General features: G+C 63.5%; 14 protein-coding genes. 6 read left to right on the top strand and 8 right to left on the bottom strand.

The window, feature by feature from the left end; translation table 11 throughout:
* Positions 1 to 318 precede the first annotated feature (318 nt).
* Together FJ942_RS28000 and FJ942_RS27995 are read right to left on the bottom strand one after the other, a co-directional pair.
* Complete coding sequence (locus tag FJ942_RS28000; protein ID WP_140494294.1) at positions 319 to 1,452, bottom strand: metallophosphoesterase; 1,134 nt, start codon at positions 1,450 to 1,452, stop codon at positions 319 to 321.
* A gap of 110 nt (positions 1,453 to 1,562) precedes the next feature.
* Entirely contained in the window at positions 1,563 to 2,228 is a 666-nt protein-coding gene (locus FJ942_RS27995; protein WP_140899608.1) for a TetR/AcrR family transcriptional regulator, read from the bottom strand.
* Positions 2,229 to 2,347: 119 nt separating this feature from the next.
* On the opposite strand from FJ942_RS27995, the gene FJ942_RS27990 reads away from it, so the two are divergent.
* The 4 genes from FJ942_RS27990 to FJ942_RS27975 all read left to right on the top strand — a co-directional run bounded on the left by FJ942_RS27990 (position 2,348) and on the right by FJ942_RS27975 (position 6,081).
* Complete coding sequence (locus FJ942_RS27990; RefSeq protein WP_140899606.1) at positions 2,348 to 3,130, top strand: NIPSNAP family protein; 783 nt, start codon at positions 2,348 to 2,350, stop codon at positions 3,128 to 3,130.
* A gap of 376 nt (positions 3,131 to 3,506) precedes the next feature.
* Positions 3,507 to 4,904 carry a class II fumarate hydratase gene (gene fumC / locus FJ942_RS27985; RefSeq protein ID WP_140561879.1) on the top strand — a complete coding sequence of 466 codons (1,398 nt, stop codon included), beginning with the start codon at positions 3,507 to 3,509 and terminating at the stop codon, positions 4,902 to 4,904.
* A gap of 179 nt (positions 4,905 to 5,083) precedes the next feature.
* Positions 5,084 to 5,506: a DoxX family protein gene (locus FJ942_RS27980; protein ID WP_140561877.1), complete on the top strand. Its 423-nt coding sequence runs from the start codon at positions 5,084 to 5,086 to the stop codon at positions 5,504 to 5,506.
* A 170-nt stretch (positions 5,507 to 5,676) separates the two neighbouring features.
* A complete protein-coding gene (locus tag FJ942_RS27975) occupies positions 5,677 to 6,081 on the top strand; it encodes a DoxX family protein (RefSeq protein WP_140494304.1) in 405 nt (134 codons plus the stop codon).
* 336 nt (positions 6,082 to 6,417) lie between these two features.
* On the opposite strand, the gene ppx is transcribed toward FJ942_RS27975, so the two are convergent.
* Together ppx and FJ942_RS27960 are read right to left on the bottom strand one after the other, a co-directional pair.
* Entirely contained in the window at positions 6,418 to 7,953 is a 1,536-nt protein-coding gene (gene ppx / locus FJ942_RS27965) for an exopolyphosphatase (protein ID WP_140515513.1), read from the bottom strand.
* On the bottom strand, positions 7,953 to 10,145 hold the full coding sequence (locus tag FJ942_RS27960) for an RNA degradosome polyphosphate kinase (RefSeq protein ID WP_140494308.1): 2,193 nt from the start codon (positions 10,143 to 10,145) through the stop codon (positions 7,953 to 7,955). Before FJ942_RS27960 ends, ppx begins: the two co-directional genes overlap by 1 nt.
* A 202-nt stretch (positions 10,146 to 10,347) precedes the next feature.
* On the opposite strand from FJ942_RS27960, the gene FJ942_RS27955 reads away from it, so the two are divergent.
* Both FJ942_RS27955 and FJ942_RS27950 read left to right on the top strand, forming a co-directional pair.
* Positions 10,348 to 10,593, top strand: a complete 246-nt coding sequence (locus FJ942_RS27955; RefSeq protein WP_140494310.1) for a zinc-finger domain-containing protein — start codon at positions 10,348 to 10,350, stop codon at positions 10,591 to 10,593.
* Positions 10,594 to 10,612: 19 nt separating this feature from the next.
* Positions 10,613 to 11,836: an FAD-dependent monooxygenase gene (locus tag FJ942_RS27950; RefSeq protein ID WP_140899603.1), complete on the top strand. Its 1,224-nt coding sequence runs from the start codon at positions 10,613 to 10,615 to the stop codon at positions 11,834 to 11,836.
* Between the two features lie 34 nt (positions 11,837 to 11,870).
* Here the strand turns inward: FJ942_RS27950 and FJ942_RS27945 are convergent, their stop codons facing one another.
* From FJ942_RS27945 to FJ942_RS27930, 4 genes are all read right to left on the bottom strand, one after another.
* Positions 11,871 to 12,533 (bottom strand): TIGR02117 family protein, encoded by a 663-nt coding sequence (locus tag FJ942_RS27945; RefSeq protein ID WP_140899601.1) that lies wholly within the window; start codon positions 12,531 to 12,533, stop codon positions 11,871 to 11,873.
* A gap of 115 nt (positions 12,534 to 12,648) precedes the next feature.
* A complete protein-coding gene (locus FJ942_RS27940; RefSeq protein WP_140494315.1) occupies positions 12,649 to 13,452 on the bottom strand; it encodes an amino acid ABC transporter ATP-binding protein in 804 nt (267 codons plus the stop codon).
* Positions 13,453 to 13,467: 15 nt separating this feature from the next.
* Positions 13,468 to 14,625, bottom strand: a complete 1,158-nt coding sequence (locus FJ942_RS27935) for an amino acid ABC transporter permease (RefSeq protein WP_140565096.1) — start codon at positions 14,623 to 14,625, stop codon at positions 13,468 to 13,470.
* Between the two features lie 4 nt (positions 14,626 to 14,629).
* Complete coding sequence (locus tag FJ942_RS27930) at positions 14,630 to 15,817, bottom strand: amino acid ABC transporter permease (RefSeq protein ID WP_140899599.1); 1,188 nt, start codon at positions 15,815 to 15,817, stop codon at positions 14,630 to 14,632.
* Positions 15,818 to 15,821 lie beyond the last annotated feature (4 nt).

Genomic DNA, 15,821 nt, shown 5'->3' with positions numbered 1-15,821 from the left:
TTCTTGGCTCACCCGCCGCGACGGTTCACGCCAATCGGGCACTGAACAAAGCGGCCCTAAAAAAAATCTGGACGCGCCGGGAGCCATTTCGGTCGAAGCACGTTTCATGGTTGTCGTCAGCAATTCACGAGAGCAATCGAAGGAAAAGCGAACGGCAAAGACGCCCCCCGCACGATAAAAGGTGCGAGGGGCGTTTTCTTTCGGCCCCTACATCGCGGCGGTCATCATCGGCGGCATCTCGTAGCGGAGGCCGAGGCCCGAGCGTACTGCCAGGTCGACGTCAGTCAGCGTCCGGGACGAAAAGGCCGCTGCGGGCTTTCATGTCTGGAACGGTTTGCTGAAGGCGTTGGTGAATGTGACCCCGCCGTGATCGTCGCTGGCTTCGCCCAGCACGACATCCATGCCATCATTGGTGACCCGCGCCAGTGCGAACCCGCCCATATAGGCCGCCTTTGGCTTGAAGAGATCAAGGCCGTCGCGCTGATAGATCATCGGCACCTCGTGCTGATGGCCATGGAAGATGGCAATCACGTTGTAGCCTTTCAGGGCCGCAAGCAGTGCCTGACGGTCCGCATCGCTCCACCAATGCGGCGGCCCCTTGCCGTCGTCGTCGAACGCCTTTTTGGCGGGATCCCATCGCTCAGTCGAAAAATTATCCCAGCCATAATGCTGAAACAGGATGACCGGGCGGCCGTCCGCCGCATAGGTCGCCAGATCCTGCTTCAGCCAGGGCAGGCTGCTGTCCGCGCCATGGCCGGTGTCGCCAGCGAAACGGTGGGTCTGGACAAGATGCAGCCCGCCCCAGTCCCACGCATAGCAGTCGGTCTCGACATCGTAGTCGGTGGCTGGAACCGGTGGCTTGAAGAACACGCCGGCACGGTGATTGACTTCGACATAGTCGCGCATTTCGCGCCGGTACCAGTCAACGTGATGCCGCGGGCCGTTTTGGTCGAGGTCATGATTGCCGAGCCCGACATAGACTGGAACATGCACGCGGTCAGGCCCCATGCCTTGCTGGTAACGCTGGCTGAATTGCAGCAATTGCGTGCCTTCACTCGGCTGGGTGATCTGACCACCGCCATCGTCGGTCATGTCGCCGCCGATGACGAGGCCGAGCGGCGTGCCGATTCGGCTGCCGGCGGAGCGTAGGCCCGTCGGGACGCCGCCGATCTCGACGGGCCATGTCTTGTCGCCAATGCCGTTCAGAGCCGCCACATTGCGCAGCAAGGCAGCGTCGGTCTTGCCTTCCTGCTGGCAATTGGGACTCAAGCCGCTGGCCATGCGGCAGGCATGGACATCGGCGATGAACAGGAAGGTGGCGTCGACAGGCTGAATGCGCTGCCCGGTCTGGCCGAGCGCCGGGCGTGGAAGCGCAAGGGCCGTGGCAAGACCGGCGGCCCGCGCCAGAAAACGGCGTCGTGATACCGATTTTGGTGAGAAGCGCTTCATCATGGGTTGAAGTTCAGCACGGACACCGGTCAGCAGTAAAGTTCAGCGCCCGGTCCACGGCTGCCCTCCCCCAGAACGGAACTGAGTTGTAGGGATCGTTCCCGTCCTCGGCATCAAAGGTTTCCCGGTGGCAGCAATATCCTGCGACGCCGCCTCGTTGCGGCCATGGGCGAAGCTTGGGCGACATTCTGCTCCAGCCCCGCCAGGCAATCGCGCAACATGCCGGCATCCTGCGCCGTCTTGGCCATCGACATCGCGCCGGAATAGGCCGCGACGGCCAGGGCGGCGAAACGCTGCGGGTCGGTGTCCTGCTCCCTGCCCGCCTGCTGATCAGCCCGGACCTTGTCGGCGATCGCCTGGCGCCAGCCGGCAAAAATGCCGGCAAGGGCGGCGCGCAATTCGGCATCGGCGAGCGACAGTTCATGTGCAAGGTTGTTGAGGGGACAGCCGCGCACGAAGCCTTGTTGCTCAAGTTCCGACGCCACGGCTTCGAAGGCTGCACGCACGCCTTCGCGCGCCGAAGCGGCCGCCCGCAAAGGCGCCATCCATGTCTCTTCGACCGCCGCGGCCACACGCTCTTCGATCACCGCCAGCGCCAACGCTTTCTTGGTCGGGAAATGATGATGCAACGCGCCGCCGCTGACACCCGCCGCCGCCATCAGATCGCCGAGACTGGACGCGTGATAGCCGCGTACCTGAAAGGACTCCTGCGCGGCATCGAGCACTCTGTTGCGCATGCCTTCGGGATCATTGGTGCGCTTCTGGGCATGCCCTGTCATCGGGAATCTCCACCGTGCCCCTCCAGGAGGGAAGAAAAAGAAGCTAGCAGATTGACAAAACAGGACAACCGGTCTGTTTTATAAAACAGGATGATCACCGTGTTTTTGGAGACGAGCTTATGAGCCTGCCCATGAGTGCCACATCGGAGACAGCAGCGCTCGCCTCCCCGGTCGTCGAACTGCGGCAGTACACGCTGAAACCCGGCAAACGCGATACTCTTATCGACCTCTTTGACGGCAAGCTGATCGAAGGCCAGGAAGAGGCCGGGATGACCATCATCGGCCAATTCAGGGACCTCGATCGCCCCGACATGTTCGTCTGGCTGCGCGGTTTCGAGGACATGGAGGCGCGCAAACGTGCCCTGAGCGCCTTCTATGACGGTCCGGTATGGGCAGCGCACCGCAATGCCGCCAACGCCACGATGATCGATTCCGACGATGTGCTGCTGCTCAAACCTGCGTGGACCGGGGCTGGCTTCGATCTCTCCGGCGCATTGCGCGCGGGCTTGGCTGCCGACGAAAAGCCAGGCAGAAGCACGCCGCTGTCAGGCATGGTCGTGATTCGGATTTATCATTTGCGGCCGGGCGCAGAGGCCGCGTTCGCCAGCCGCTTCGAGCCCGAATTCGCGCCGATGACGGCGTCACCCGGTGCGCGGCTGCTCGCCGCTTTCGTCACGGAGCATGCGGAAAACAGCTTTCCACGCCTGCCGGTGCGAGCGAGTGAGAATGTTTTCATCAGTGTGATGGGTTTTGATGGCGAAGAAGCGCAGGCCCAGCATGAAACCGCGCTTGCCGCCTCACCTGCATGGCAGGCCTTTTCGTACGCCGTCCGACATGACCTGGCCAGACCAACCGAAACCATGCGCCTGTCGGCGACATCGCGCTCGCGGCTTTGTTGCTGATCTCCAGTCCGCGCGGAAGCGGCGTCTGATCAGAGGCGGGGCGGCGTCTTTGCGGTGGACGGCGGGTATACGGCGGAGTGAGTGGACAGCCGATCTCCCCCCTCGTGGGGGAGATGGCCGGCAGGCCAGAGGGGGGCGCTGTCCCGCCGATCTCTCATTCGATTGCACTTCCGCGCTTGTTCTAACCTGAACGCAGTTGAATGACGACAGATAGCGTTCCTTCGCGCCCCCGCCGCCCTGCCGGGCATCTCCCCACGAGCGGAGAGATTGGCTCTGTCTTCAACCGATTTGCATCTTCACCGCCCGCAATCTCCGCTTGATGCGTTTTGTGCAACGCGATACGCCGTTGCCCAAATCGACAGACCGGAGACTTGCCGTGAGCGCTGCCAAGACCAGAACCGAAACCGATACGTTCGGTGCCATCGAGGTCGCCGCCGACCGCTATTGGGGCGCGCAGGCGCAGCGTTCGCTCGGCAATTTCAAGATCGGTTGGGAAAAGCAGCCGGCATCCGTCGTGCGCGCGCTCGGCATCGTCAAGCGGGCGGCGGCGGAAGCCAATATGGAGCTGAAGCGGCTCGATCCGGCGATCGGCAAGGCGATCGTCGAAGCCTCTCAAGAAGTCATCGACGGCAAGCTCAACGACCATTTCCCGCTGGTGGTCTGGCAGACCGGCTCGGGCACGCAATCCAACATGAACGCCAACGAGGTGATCTCCAACCGGGCGATCGAGATGCTGGGCGGCGTCATGGGCTCCAAGAAGCCGGTGCACCCGAACGACCACGTCAATATGAGCCAGTCGTCGAACGACACCTACCCGACCGCCATGCACATCGCCTGCGCCGAGCGCATCGTGCATGACCTGTTGCCGGCGCTGAAGCACCTGCACAAGGCGCTCGCCGCCAAGAGCAGAGCGTTCAGCCATATCATCAAGATCGGCCGCACCCACACGCAGGACGCCACCCCGCTTACGCTGGGCCAGGAATTCTCGGGCTACGCCGCGCAGGTCGCTTCGTCGATCAAGCGCATCGAGCTGACGTTGCCCGGCCTGCAGGAACTGGCGCAGGGCGGCACCGCCGTCGGCACCGGCCTCAACGCGCCCGTCGGCTTCGCCGAGCGGGTGGCCGACCGCATCGCCGCCATCACCGGCATCGCCTTCGTCACAGCGCCGAACAAGTTCGAGGCGCTCGCCGCCCATGATTCCATGGTATTCTCGCACGGTGCCATTAATGCCGCTGCCGCCGCGCTGTTCAAGATCGCCAACGACATCCGCTTCCTCGGTTCAGGGCCCCGCTCGGGACTTGGCGAGCTGTCGTTGCCGGAAAATGAGCCGGGTTCCTCGATCATGCCGGGCAAGGTCAACCCGACGCAGTGCGAAGCGATGACCCAGGTCTGCGTGCAGGTGTTCGGTAACAATGCAGCCCTCACCTTCGCCGGCAGCCAGGGCCATTTCGAGCTCAACGTCTACAACCCGCTGATGGCCTACAACTTCCTGCAATCGGTGCAGTTGCTCGCCGACGCGTCGGTCTCCTTCACCGACAATTGCGTCGTCGGCATCGAGGCGCGCGAAGACAACATCAAGGCGGCCCTCGACCGCTCGCTGATGCTGGTGACGGCGCTTGCGCCCACCATCGGCTACGACAGCGCCGCCAAAATCGCCAAGACCGCGCACAAGAACGGCACCACGCTGCGCGAGGAAGCGCTGGCCACCGGGCTGGTCAGCGAAGCCGACTACGACCGGATCGTGCGGCCGGAAGATATGACCCATCCGGGGTGAAGGCACTTTTTCGGCGGGAGAATATCCTCCCGCCACCGCATCGACCGGCACGAATTTCCGTTTTTCACCGCTTCACGGAAACGTATGTCCTGTGAACAATGTGTCGCCGGAGAGGCGGCTTTGGTGAACAGTCGGCATAGTCTATCTGACGGGCGATCAACCCCATTCGGAGAGCCACCATGTCCACCAACACGTCCTTCGCCGGCACCGGCACCGCGTCCAACAGTTCTGTCACGATCCTGCTCGGCCGCATCCTGCTTGCGGTCATTTTCCTGCTTTCCGGTTTCGGCAAGCTCAGCGCCCTTTCCGGCACCGCGGCCTATTTCGGCGGCCTCGGCCTGCCCTTGCCGACCGTGACGGCCATTGTCGTCGGCCTCATCGAACTGCTCGGCGGTCTGGCTATTCTCGTCGGCTTCCAGACCCGGATTGCCGCCTGGGTGCTGGCGATCTTCACCGTCGCCACGGCCCTGGTTGCCCACACCGGCTGGGCCGACCAGATGCAGATGATCAACTTCATGAAGAACCTGGCGATCACCGGCGGCTTCCTCGTGCTGGCTTCCTCAGGCGCCGGCGCCTATTCGATCGACGCCAAGCGCGGCTGAACTTCCCTCCCCCGTCTTGACAGCAGTGGCGCGGAATTTTCCGCGCCACTGTTTCGTTGTCGGTGCAGAAGCCTCAATTCAGTGCCCGGATTTGCCGGGGCATCGGTGGTAGGATCTATCGGTCCGGGTGGGTAAAGGCCCAAACCGGCCAAACGACAACGGAGGTGACCATGCCTCGCAACGCACTGCTTCTGGCTTCGCGGCTGCTGCTTGCCGCGCTGTTCGTACCGTCAGGCTTCCATGCGCTCGCCGACATTGCCGGCACATCGGGCTATTTCGCCGGCCTTGGCCTGCCGCTCCCGGGGCTCGCCGCGTGGGGCACGGGCCTGTTCGAGCTGATCGCCGGACTGCTGATACTCATCGGCTTCCAGACCCGGATCGTGGCTCTGCTTTTGGCCGCCTTCTGCATCGTTGCCGGCTTCATCGGCCATTACGGCCAGGGCGCCGATGATGCGACGCTTGCCTTCCTGCACCAGCAGATGCTGATGAAGGACATCGCGATATCGGGCGGCTTTCTGGCGCTCGCCATGGCCGGCGCCGGCGCCTGGTCGGTCGACGGGCGGGCTGCGGTTTGATATCGCCTAAATCCAAGGGCAGGCCCGGAACCAACCAGACAAATGCCCCGGGTTGGACTCTCAATGCCCGAGCCAAGCCAACGCCCGCGTCAAGTCGACCCCCCCCTCCGTCGAGCTGCGTTCGACACCTCCCCCGATCGACGGGGTAGAGGAAGGGCGCGAGTTCGCCAATCTTGGCGCCCTTCCTCTCCCTCCGGAGGGGGGAGAGGTGGCTTGGCGAAGCCAAGACGGAGTGGGGGAAGCCGGTCTTCAAACGCGAAGCCGCTGATAAGCGGTGCCATTGAGTTGGTCTAATATCGGTGTGGATCAGATAACTCACGCTCTGGTAGGCCGTACCTATTTCACCGAAACGCTCGGTCCGCCCTCGACCGCCAGCACCAGGCGGCGGCCGGTAATTCGCGCCAGTTGCGCCAAGCGCCCGGCCGGCCGCTCGCCATAGAGATCTGCCAGAGATGCCGGCAAGACCAGCGCCAGCACGCCATTGCCGCGCTGCTCCCATTTCAGCCTTGGCATGACGCCGGGCATCGAGGCGGTCAGCAGGTAGACGACGCGCATCGATGCCGCCAGCACCCGCGCCCGCTCCAGATAGCGCGGTGTCGCCAGCGCCTTGATCTCGGGCGCGATGGCTTCGTTGAAGATGCCGTCGTGCCGATAGGCGTTGGCCATCGCCAGATAGGCGCGGCCAGGGTGGTCCACGCCGAAAAAGGAGGCGTGGGCGATGATGTTGAGCGATTGCTTGCCGCGATATTCGGGATGCGCGCGCCAACCGATGTCGGCCAGCAATGCCGCCGCGTGGCGGTAGCGCGCCTCGTCCTCGGTCTCGTCGATGCCGAAAGCGGCAAAGGTCTTGGCCGTCCAGTCGACGAGTTCATGCGCATGGGTGACCGAGCGCGAGCGCAGCCGGGCGAGTTCCTCCGATGCCGAGATCAGCGGATCGGCCTTCTGCTCGGCCTGGTCGAGCAGCGAATAGAGGAAGCCTTCGCGCACGCCGAGCGCCGAGACGATGATCTTCGACGGCTGCATCGCCGCCATGATCTCCTGCAGCACGATGGCACCGTAAGGCAGGAGCGAGCGGCGGTTCTTCGAAACGCCCTCGATGCCTTTGATCTTCTCGATCTCGCCTTTCGCCACTTGCCGCAGGAAATTGGCGGCACTTTCGACGCCGATCTCGTAGTGGTGCATGACGCCAAGCGGATAGTTGGTCATCTCCATGTGCAGCCGGGCGAGATTTCGCCAGGTGCCGCCGACGGCATAGAAAGGCCTGCCTTGCCCGCCTTTGAGCAGCTTCGCCCGCCCCAGCTCGTCGCGCACGATTTTCGCTGCCTGCGTGAGGGAGTTCTTGGCCATATCCTGGAGGCGCAGGCCGCCCAGCGGCAACGTTATGCCGTCGCCGATCGCTTCGCCATTGACGTCGACCAGTTCAAGGCTGCCGCCGCCGAGGTCACCCGCGATACCGTTGGCCGGATGAAAGCCGCAGATGACGCCGAGCGCGGAATAATAGGCTTCCTCGCGGCCGCTGATCACGCGGATCTCGGTCTTGAGCACGTCTTCGGCGCGGTGGATGAAATCGGGGCCGTTGACGGCCTCGCGCGCGGCGGCGGTCGCCAGCACGTACATGTGCTCGGCACCGGCCTGGTCGGAGAGCGCGCGGAAGCGGCGGAACTCCTCCATCGACCGTGTCACGCCCTCGGGGTCGAGCTTCCCCGTCGACACGATGCCGCGGCCGAGGCCCGCCAGCATCTTTTCGTTGAACAGCATGGTCGGCGAGCGCGCCAGCCCCTCATATACGACAAGGCGGATCGAATTCGAGCCGATGTCGATGATGGACAGCGGTCGGCGATCCTGCAGCCGGCCCTGGGAATCGGACAGCATCAGGCGGCGGCGTTCTTCTTGCGGCGCTTGAATTGCGCGATCCGCTTCGGCGCATGCGATTTCAGCGCATCACCCCGTCCCGACAGGCTCGGATTGGTCATGAAATATTCCTGTGCGTTGAACGGCTCCTCGCCCTCCTCGAGCACGACGCGCCGGGAGGTTCCATCAGCCAATACGTCGAAACTTTGCTGATTGTCCATGATGTTGCCGAGCATGATCTGGCCCAGCACCTGTTCATGCACAGTTGGGTTGGTGATCGGCACCATGGTCTCGACGCGGCGGTCGAGGTTGCGCGGCATGAGGTCGGCCGAGGAGATGTAGACGACGGCCTCGTCCGACGGCAGGCCGTGGCCATTGCCGAAGCAATAGATGCGGCTGTGCTCGAGGAAACGGCCGACAATCGACTTGACCCTGATGTTTTCCGACAGGCCCGGCACCTGCGGCCGCAGGCAGCATATGCCGCGCACGACCAGGTCGATCTCGACGCCCGCTCGGCTGGCGTCGTAGAGCGCGTCGATGATGATCGGATCGACAAGGGCGTTCATCTTCATCCAGATGCGTGCCGGCCGTCCCTCGAGCGCGTGGGCGACCTCATCGGAGATGTGCTGCAGGATACGGTTCCTCAGCGTGAAGGGCGAGATCGCCAGCCGCATTTCGGCGGTCGGCTCGGCATAGCCGGTGATGAAGTTGAAAAGCTGGGCGACATCGCGTGCGATCGTTGCATCGGTGGTGAAGAAGGACAGGTCGGTGTAGATGCGCGCGGTCACCGGATGGTAATTGCCGGTGCCCAGATGCACATAATTGCGCAGCTTGCCGTCCTCGCGCCGCACCACCAGCGACATCTTGGCGTGGGTCTTGAGCTCGAGGAAGCCGAACACGACCTGGACGCCGGCGCGCTCGAGGTCGCGCGCCCAGCGGATGTTGGCCTCCTCGTCGAAGCGCGCCTTGAGCTCGACCAGCGCGGTCACCGACTTGCCGGCCTCGGCCGCGTCGACCAGCGCACGCACGATCGGGCTGTCATTGGAGGTGCGGTAAAGCGTCTGCTTGATCGCCACCACTTCCGGGTCGGCCATCGCCTGGCGCAGGAACTGCACCACGACGTCGAAGGATTCGTAGGGGTGGTGGACGATGATGTCCTTCTCGCGGATAGCGGCGAAGCAATCGCCGCCATGCTCGCGGATGCGCTCGGGGAAACGCGGATTGTAGGGCGTGAATTTGAGGTCGTCGCGGGCAACGGCGACGATCTCCGAAATCTGGCTGAGCGCCAGCGGGCCGGTCAGGACGCTGATGCGGCTCGACGAAACGCCGAGTTCGCCGGCGACGAATTCGCGCAGTTCGGCCGGCATGAGCATGTCGAACTCGATGCGAATGACGGAGCCGCGGCGGCGGCGCTTTAGCGCGGTCTCGAACAGGCGCACGAGATCTTCCGATTCCTCCTCGACCTCGATGTCGCTGTCGCGAATGATGCGGAACGTGCCGGAGCCCTTGACCTCGTAACCCGGGAACAACTTGCCGATGTAAAGGCCGACCGCCTCTTCCAGCGGGATGAAGCGGACATGGTGCTTGCGGTCCGGCAGGCGGATGAAGCGCTTCAGCGCCACCGGCAGGCGCAAGAGCGCGCTCATCTCCTCGCCGTTCTTGCGATGGCGAAGCTGCAGCGCCATCGAGAAGCCGAGATTGGGGATGAACGGGAACGGATGCGCCGGGTCGATCGACAATGGCGTGAGAACCGGAAACACCTGATCCTGGAAGTGCTCCTCCAGCCAAGCCTTCTCGTCCTTGGTCAGCGCGTCGCGGGTGATGCTCTCGATGCCTTCCTTGTTGAGCAGCACGGTCAGCGCCGAAAGGCTTTTCTGCTGGTCTTCCTGCAACCGTTCGACCTCGCGCAGCAGCTGTTCGAGCTGCTGTTCGGGGGTACGCCCGTCCGGACTTCTCAACACGATGCCTTCGCGAACCTGGCCGGCCAGGCCGGCGACGCGCACCATGAAGAACTCATCGAGATTGGCCGCGGAGATCGACAGGAAACGTACCCTCTCCAGCAGCGGATGGTTTGTGTTCTGCGATTCCTCGAGCACGCGGCGGTTGAACTGCAACCAGGAGAACTCGCGATTGACGAAACGATCCGGATTGCCTTCCGGGCTTGCCGCTTCCGCATTGATGAACTCGCTCTGGACCGGCTTCAGTTCGTTCATGGTTCCTGCTCTTCCCACGTCTGGTTGCTTCGCCGCTTTTTCGGGCGGCGCCCAGGCTGTTGCGCCTGGCTGCGATGCTCCAGCCGGTTAACCGGCTTAACTTATCCTCTGACAGGCTTTTGCGACAGTTTCATTTCATCGAACTTGCAAACAGACCGGTTATGATCCAAACGCTGAGCAGACTGCGCTAAAGGAGACGACGATGGCAGGCGGTTCCATTCCCCATTTCCAGAACGATGCGGGCCATCCGGCGATCGATATCGGAGTCAAGGAATTCATGTGCACCGGCGCCAACCCGCCTTTCGACCATCCGCATGTGTTTCTCGACATGGGCGACGACAATGAGAAGGTCTGCCCCTACTGCTCGACGCTCTACCGCTATTCGCCGAAGCTGACGGCGATGGAAACGCTGCCGGCCGGCTGCCTCTACATCGATCAGGCCGCCTGACCTCCAGCGGGCCGGGCCAATGGCAGACGCACAGTCCCGGCAAGTCATCATCGCCGGGGCGGGTATTGCCGGGCTGACCGCGGCACTGGCTTTCGCCGAGCGCGGCTATACCGTGCGGATCTTCGAACAGGCGCAGCGCCTCGAAGCGGCGGGCGCCGGCATCCAGCTTTCGCCCAACGCGACACGCATCCTGCGTGAGCTCGGCGTACTCGACGCACTTCTTCCCAATGCCGTCAGGCCGGAAGCCGTGGTGCTGAAGGATGCGGCAACCTTGGGCGAACTGGCGCGCGTGCCTCTTGGACGAGCAGGCGAGGCGCGCTGGGGTGCGCCCTACCTCGTGGCGCATCGAGCGGACCTGCAAAACGCGCTGATGGCGCGCGTGGCTGCCATGCCCGATGTTCATCTCACCACCGGCGCGCGCCTTGACAGCGTCACGATCAGCAGTTCAGGCATCACCGCGGCAGCCGATGTGGGTGGTAGGCTCGTCGCGGCGGAAGGTTTCCTTCTGGTCGGCGCCGATGGCGTCTCGTCGTCGGTGCGCGGACTTGCCGACCAAGGAAGGAAAAACAGGCTTGCGAAAAGCCACTTCTCCGGCGAACTGGCCTGGCGGGCAACCGTCAGCGCAGACAGTCCTGCCGGGCAAGCTTTTGCAGAGATCGGTGCGCCGGACTGCGTCACCACCTTCCTGCATCCCGGCTTTCACATGGTCGCCTATCCCGTCAGCAAGGGCAGCGCCATCAACCTCGTCGCTTTCACCAGGGGCGAGCGTATCGCCGAAGGCTGGTCCGGCCATGCCGATCCCGCAATCCTGGCCGGCGCCGTGCGCGGCACCGCGCCGGCGCTGGCAAGGCTTGCGGAGTTGGCCGGCCCGTGGGCGGCCTGGCCGATCCATACGGTCGATCAGAAGCAGCCATGGGTAAGGTCGGGCCGCATCGCGCTGGTCGGCGACGCGGCGCATGCCATGACGCCGTTCGCGGCACAGGGCGCCGCGATGGCCATCGAGGATGCCGCCACGCTTGCCGACGTCATGGCCGCCTCCCCTGCCGACCTGGCCGGAAGTCTTCAATTCTGGGAAGGCCTGCGCCGGCCGCGCGTCGTGAGAGTGGCACGTCGCGGCGCCCTCAACCGCCTTGCCTGGCATGCCTGGGGTCCGGTGGCGTTGGCGCGCAACCTTTTCCTGAAAATGCGGGCGCCGGAGAAGCTCGCCGCGGATTTGGACTGGCTTTATGGGTGGCGGGTCTAGAACTCGAACGAGGCGTTGTCGTTATCTGCGCGACCTACCAATTATACAGCCGCAACGACCACCCAAGCGAGACCGGCAGCGGGTTCCACCAACCGGTTCGCAGGCCGGCGGTTCGCAAGGCGGCGGCCGTCCAGGTGTTGCAGCCGGCCAGCGCATTGAAACGGCCGTTCGCCTCATAGAAGCGGTCGAAATCGGAATAGGCGGCCCCTGCGATGACGATCGGCCCGCTCGGTCCTTGCTGAAAACTCGCATCGATGAAGTCGAGCAATGCCGCAAAGCGGTCTTCCGGGATGTCGAAGCCGGCGACATCGGGTCCGGAGATATCGCCGGCGACCTCGACATGCATCACTGAAGCGTCAAGCGTCAGGGCCTTGAATACGGGCATCGCCTTCAGCTGCGACCAGGTCGGCGTCTCCAGGTAGAAGGCGCGGCCGCCCCAGCCGAAGACGATGTAGCGCACCTCGGGCGCATCGGAAGGCTGGCCGGCAGCCGCGAGGAAGCGAAAACGCCGGCGCACGCCGTCATCGACGGGAATGGCGATGTCGGTGTGGATCGGATTGCTCAGCACCAGAATGTGCCTGACGCCCTCGCCGGCCGCGGCAGCCGGCCAGAGTGGTCGTGGCACCAGCGTGCCGAGTGCCGCGACCAGCACCACCGCGGCCACCAGCACGGCCAGGAAACGAAGGCGTTTTCTCATCCGGGCATAGTTCTTGCGATTCCATCACGTTTCAATCGAAACGATCCGATCGGCCAAATGTGAAAAAGCCCGACCGTGGCGCGGCCGGGCTCCTTCCATTTCGACGAGGCAGCGCTCAGTGCAATATCTGCGACAGGAACAGCTTCGTGCGCTCGTGGCGCGGGTGATCGAAGAACTCGGCCGGCGTGTTCTGCTCGACGATCTGGCCCTGATCCATGAAGATCACCCGGTTGGCGACTTTCCGCGCGAAGCCCATTTCGTGGGTGACGCACAGCATGGTCATGCCTTCCTCGGCAAGGCTAACCATGGTCTCCAGCACTTCCTTGATCATTTCCGGGTCGAGTGCCGAGGTCGGCTCATCGAACAGCATGATGCGCGGGTTCATGCACAGCGAACGGGCGATCGCCACGCGCTGCTGCTGACCGCCGGAGAGCTGGCCCGGATATTTGTTGGCCTGCTCGGGGATCTTGACGCGCTTGAGGAAATGCATGGCCATCTCCTCGGCCTGTTTCTTCGGGGTCTTGCGGACCCAGATCGGCGCCAGCGTGCAGTTCTCCAGGATGGTCAGGTGGGGGAACAGGTTGAAGTGCTGGAACACCATGCCGACCTCTCGGCGCACCTCGTCGATCTTCTTGAGATCGTTGGTCAATTCCTTGCCGTCGACGAAGATCTTGCCCTTCTGGTGTTCTTCGAGCCGGTTGATGCAGCGGATCATGGTGGACTTGCCGGAGCCGGACGGGCCGCAGATGACGATGCGCTCGCCGCGCATCACCTTGAGGTTGATGTCCTTCAGCACATGGAACTCGCCATACCATTTGTGCATGGCGATGATGTCGATGGCGACATCGGTGGTCGAGATGTGCATCTTCGCGGCATTGACCTTGATCTCTTCCGCGCTGACGGCGTTTTCGGTGGCCATGAACCAATCCCCTTTTTATCGTTTGTAACCGGTGTCGAGCCGGCGTTCCGTATACATTGAATAGCGCGACATGCCGAAGCAGAACAGCCAAAACACGAAGGCGGCGAACACGAGACCGGATTTCGCGGTCTGCGGCGTCGCCCAGTTGGCGTCCGAGAAGTTCTGCTTGACGACGCCGAGCAGGTCGAACATCGAAATGATGAGGACCAGGCTGGTGTCCTTGAACATGCCGATGAACGTGTTGACGATGCCGGGAATGACCAGCTTCAGCGCCTGCGGCAGCACGATCAGTCCCATCTTCTGCCAATAGCCGAGGCCGAGCGAATCGGCGCCCTCGTATTGGCCCTTGGGGATCGCCTGCAGGCCGCCGCGCACCACTTCCGCCATATAGGCGGCGGCAAACAGCGACACGCCGATCAGAGCCCTCAGGTACTTGTCGAAGGTGACGCCGGCGGGCAGGAAAAGCGGCAGCATGACGCTGACGAAGAACAGCACGGTGATCAGCGGGATGCCGCGCACGGCTTCGATGAAGATGATGCACAGCATCTTGACGATCGGCATCTTGGAGCGCCGGCCGAGCGCCAGCACGGTGCCCAGCGGCAGCGACACGGCGATGCCGACGAAGGAGAGGCTGAGCGTGATCAGCAGTCCGCCCCACCGCGACGTCTCGACATGCGGCAGGCCGAACACGCCGCCGACCAGAAGGAAGAAGGCGACGATCGGCAGCACGAGGAAAAGCAGGATGGCGTTCAGGCCCTTGCGCGGCACGCTGGGGACCAGCATCGGCACCAGCAGCGCCGCGAACAGGATGGCGACCAGGATCGGCCGCCAGCGCTCCTCGACCGGATAGGTGCCGAACATGAACTGGCCGAACTTGGCGTTGACGAAGGCCCAGCAGGCGCCGCTCCAGCCATCGGGCTGGATGCCGCCCTGCGCCACTGTCGCGCAGACGGTCCGGTCCGGCCCGGTCCACTGGGCATTGATGAAGGCCCAGTTGATGACCTGCGGCAGGACCCAGGCGACGATGATGATGCCGAGTATGGTGAGGATGGTGTCGCCGACCGAACCGACGAGGTTCTTGCGGACCCAGGCATACAGGCCACGCTCGCTGATCGGCGCCGCCTCCGCCAGGGCCATTTCGGTGCGCACCCAGGACATGTCGTGTTCCTGCATGGCCCTACCTTTCCACCAGCGCCATCCTGGCATTGACCACGTTCATCACGGCGGAGGTCACTAGGCTGAGTATGAGATAGGCGATCATCATGATCAGCACGCCCTCGACCGCCTGGCCGGTCTGGTTGAGCACCGTGCCGGCGGTCGCCGTCAGGTCTGGATAGCCGATGGCGATGGCCAGCGAGGAGTTCTTGGTCAGGTTGAGATACTGGCTGGTCAACGGCGGGATGACGATGCGCATGGCCTGCGGCACCACGACCAGCCGCAGGATCGATCCCGACCGCAGCCCAAGTGCCGCGGCGGCCTCGGTCTGGCCCTTGCTGACACCCCTGATGCCGGCACGCACGATCTCGGCGATGAAGGCCGCCGTGTAGCAGGACAGCGCCAGATAGAGCGACAGGAACTCCGGCTTGACCTGGAAGCCGCCGGTCAGGTTGAAGGTCGACTGTTTCGGAAAATCGAAGCTCAGCGGAAAGCCGCTCAGCGCGTAGGCGAGCAGCGGCAGGCCGACGATCAGCGCCACGGATGTCCAGAACACGGGAAACTGCTGACCCGTTGCCATCTGCCGCTGGCGCGCCTTGCGGGCGACGAACCAGGCCATGGCGATACCCACGATGAGCGCCACGAAGATCAGCCATGAGCCCTCGCCCCAGACGGCGCGCGGGAAATAGAAACCGCGCTGGTTGAGGAAGGAACCGAAAGGCAGGTTATAGCTCTCGCGCGGCGGCGGCAACACGGCCAGCACGCCCGAATACCAGAAGAAGATGACCAGCAGCGGCGGGATGTTGCGGAAGATCTCGACATAGACCGTGCAGATCTTGCGGATCAGCCAATTCTGCGACAGCCGGCCGATGCCGATGACGAAACCGATAATGGTCGCGGTGACGATGCCGGCCACGGCGACGATGATGGTGTTGATCAGGCCGACAATGATGGCGCGACCATAGGTCGAATCCGACGTGTAGGCGATCGGCGTGTCCGAGATGTCGAATCCGGCGCGGCCCCTGAGAAAGCCGAAACCGGAGGCGATGTGAAGACGCTGCAGATTGTCGATGACGTTCTGCACGATCCACCAGACGGAGCCGAACAGAACGACGATGACCAGCGTCTGGAAAAAGAGACTGCGGACTTTCGGGTCGTTGATAAAGGAGCCGCGACTTGTGTCCTCGCGAAGGACTTCCTGCGATGCCATATCA

Source organism: Mesorhizobium sp. B2-4-2, assembly GCF_006442845.1.
Lineage (GTDB): Bacteria > Pseudomonadota > Alphaproteobacteria > Rhizobiales > Rhizobiaceae > Mesorhizobium.
The sequence above is the reverse complement of the archived record's forward strand: the minus strand, read 5'-3'. Positions and strand labels throughout refer to the sequence as shown.

Excerpts from the sequence above, each read along its gene's own strand:
- FJ942_RS27990 (WP_140899606.1), top strand. The coding sequence starts at position 2,348 with ATGAGCCTGCCCATGAGTGCCACATCGGAGACAGCAGCGCTCGCCTCC.
- ppx (WP_140515513.1), bottom strand. The coding sequence starts at position 7,953 with ATGCTGTCCGATTCCCAGGGCCGGCTGCAGGATCGCCGACCGCTGTCC.
- FJ942_RS27950 (WP_140899603.1), top strand. The coding sequence starts at position 10,613 with ATGGCAGACGCACAGTCCCGGCAAGTCATCATCGCCGGGGCGGGTATT.
- FJ942_RS27935 (WP_140565096.1), bottom strand. The coding sequence starts at position 14,625 with ATGCAGGAACACGACATGTCCTGGGTGCGCACCGAAATGGCCCTGGCG.
- FJ942_RS27980 (WP_140561877.1), top strand. The coding sequence starts at position 5,084 with ATGTCCACCAACACGTCCTTCGCCGGCACCGGCACCGCGTCCAACAGT.
- FJ942_RS27975 (WP_140494304.1), top strand. The coding sequence starts at position 5,677 with ATGCCTCGCAACGCACTGCTTCTGGCTTCGCGGCTGCTGCTTGCCGCG.
- FJ942_RS27955 (WP_140494310.1), top strand. The coding sequence starts at position 10,348 with ATGGCAGGCGGTTCCATTCCCCATTTCCAGAACGATGCGGGCCATCCG.
- FJ942_RS27940 (WP_140494315.1), bottom strand. The coding sequence starts at position 13,452 with ATGGCCACCGAAAACGCCGTCAGCGCGGAAGAGATCAAGGTCAATGCC.
- FJ942_RS27930 (WP_140899599.1), bottom strand. The coding sequence starts at position 15,817 with ATGGCATCGCAGGAAGTCCTTCGCGAGGACACAAGTCGCGGCTCCTTT.
- FJ942_RS27995 (WP_140899608.1), bottom strand. The coding sequence starts at position 2,228 with ATGACAGGGCATGCCCAGAAGCGCACCAATGATCCCGAAGGCATGCGC.
- FJ942_RS27945 (WP_140899601.1), bottom strand. The coding sequence starts at position 12,533 with ATGAGAAAACGCCTTCGTTTCCTGGCCGTGCTGGTGGCCGCGGTGGTG.
- FJ942_RS28000 (WP_140494294.1), bottom strand. The coding sequence starts at position 1,452 with ATGATGAAGCGCTTCTCACCAAAATCGGTATCACGACGCCGTTTTCTG.
- FJ942_RS27960 (WP_140494308.1), bottom strand. The coding sequence starts at position 10,145 with ATGAACGAACTGAAGCCGGTCCAGAGCGAGTTCATCAATGCGGAAGCG.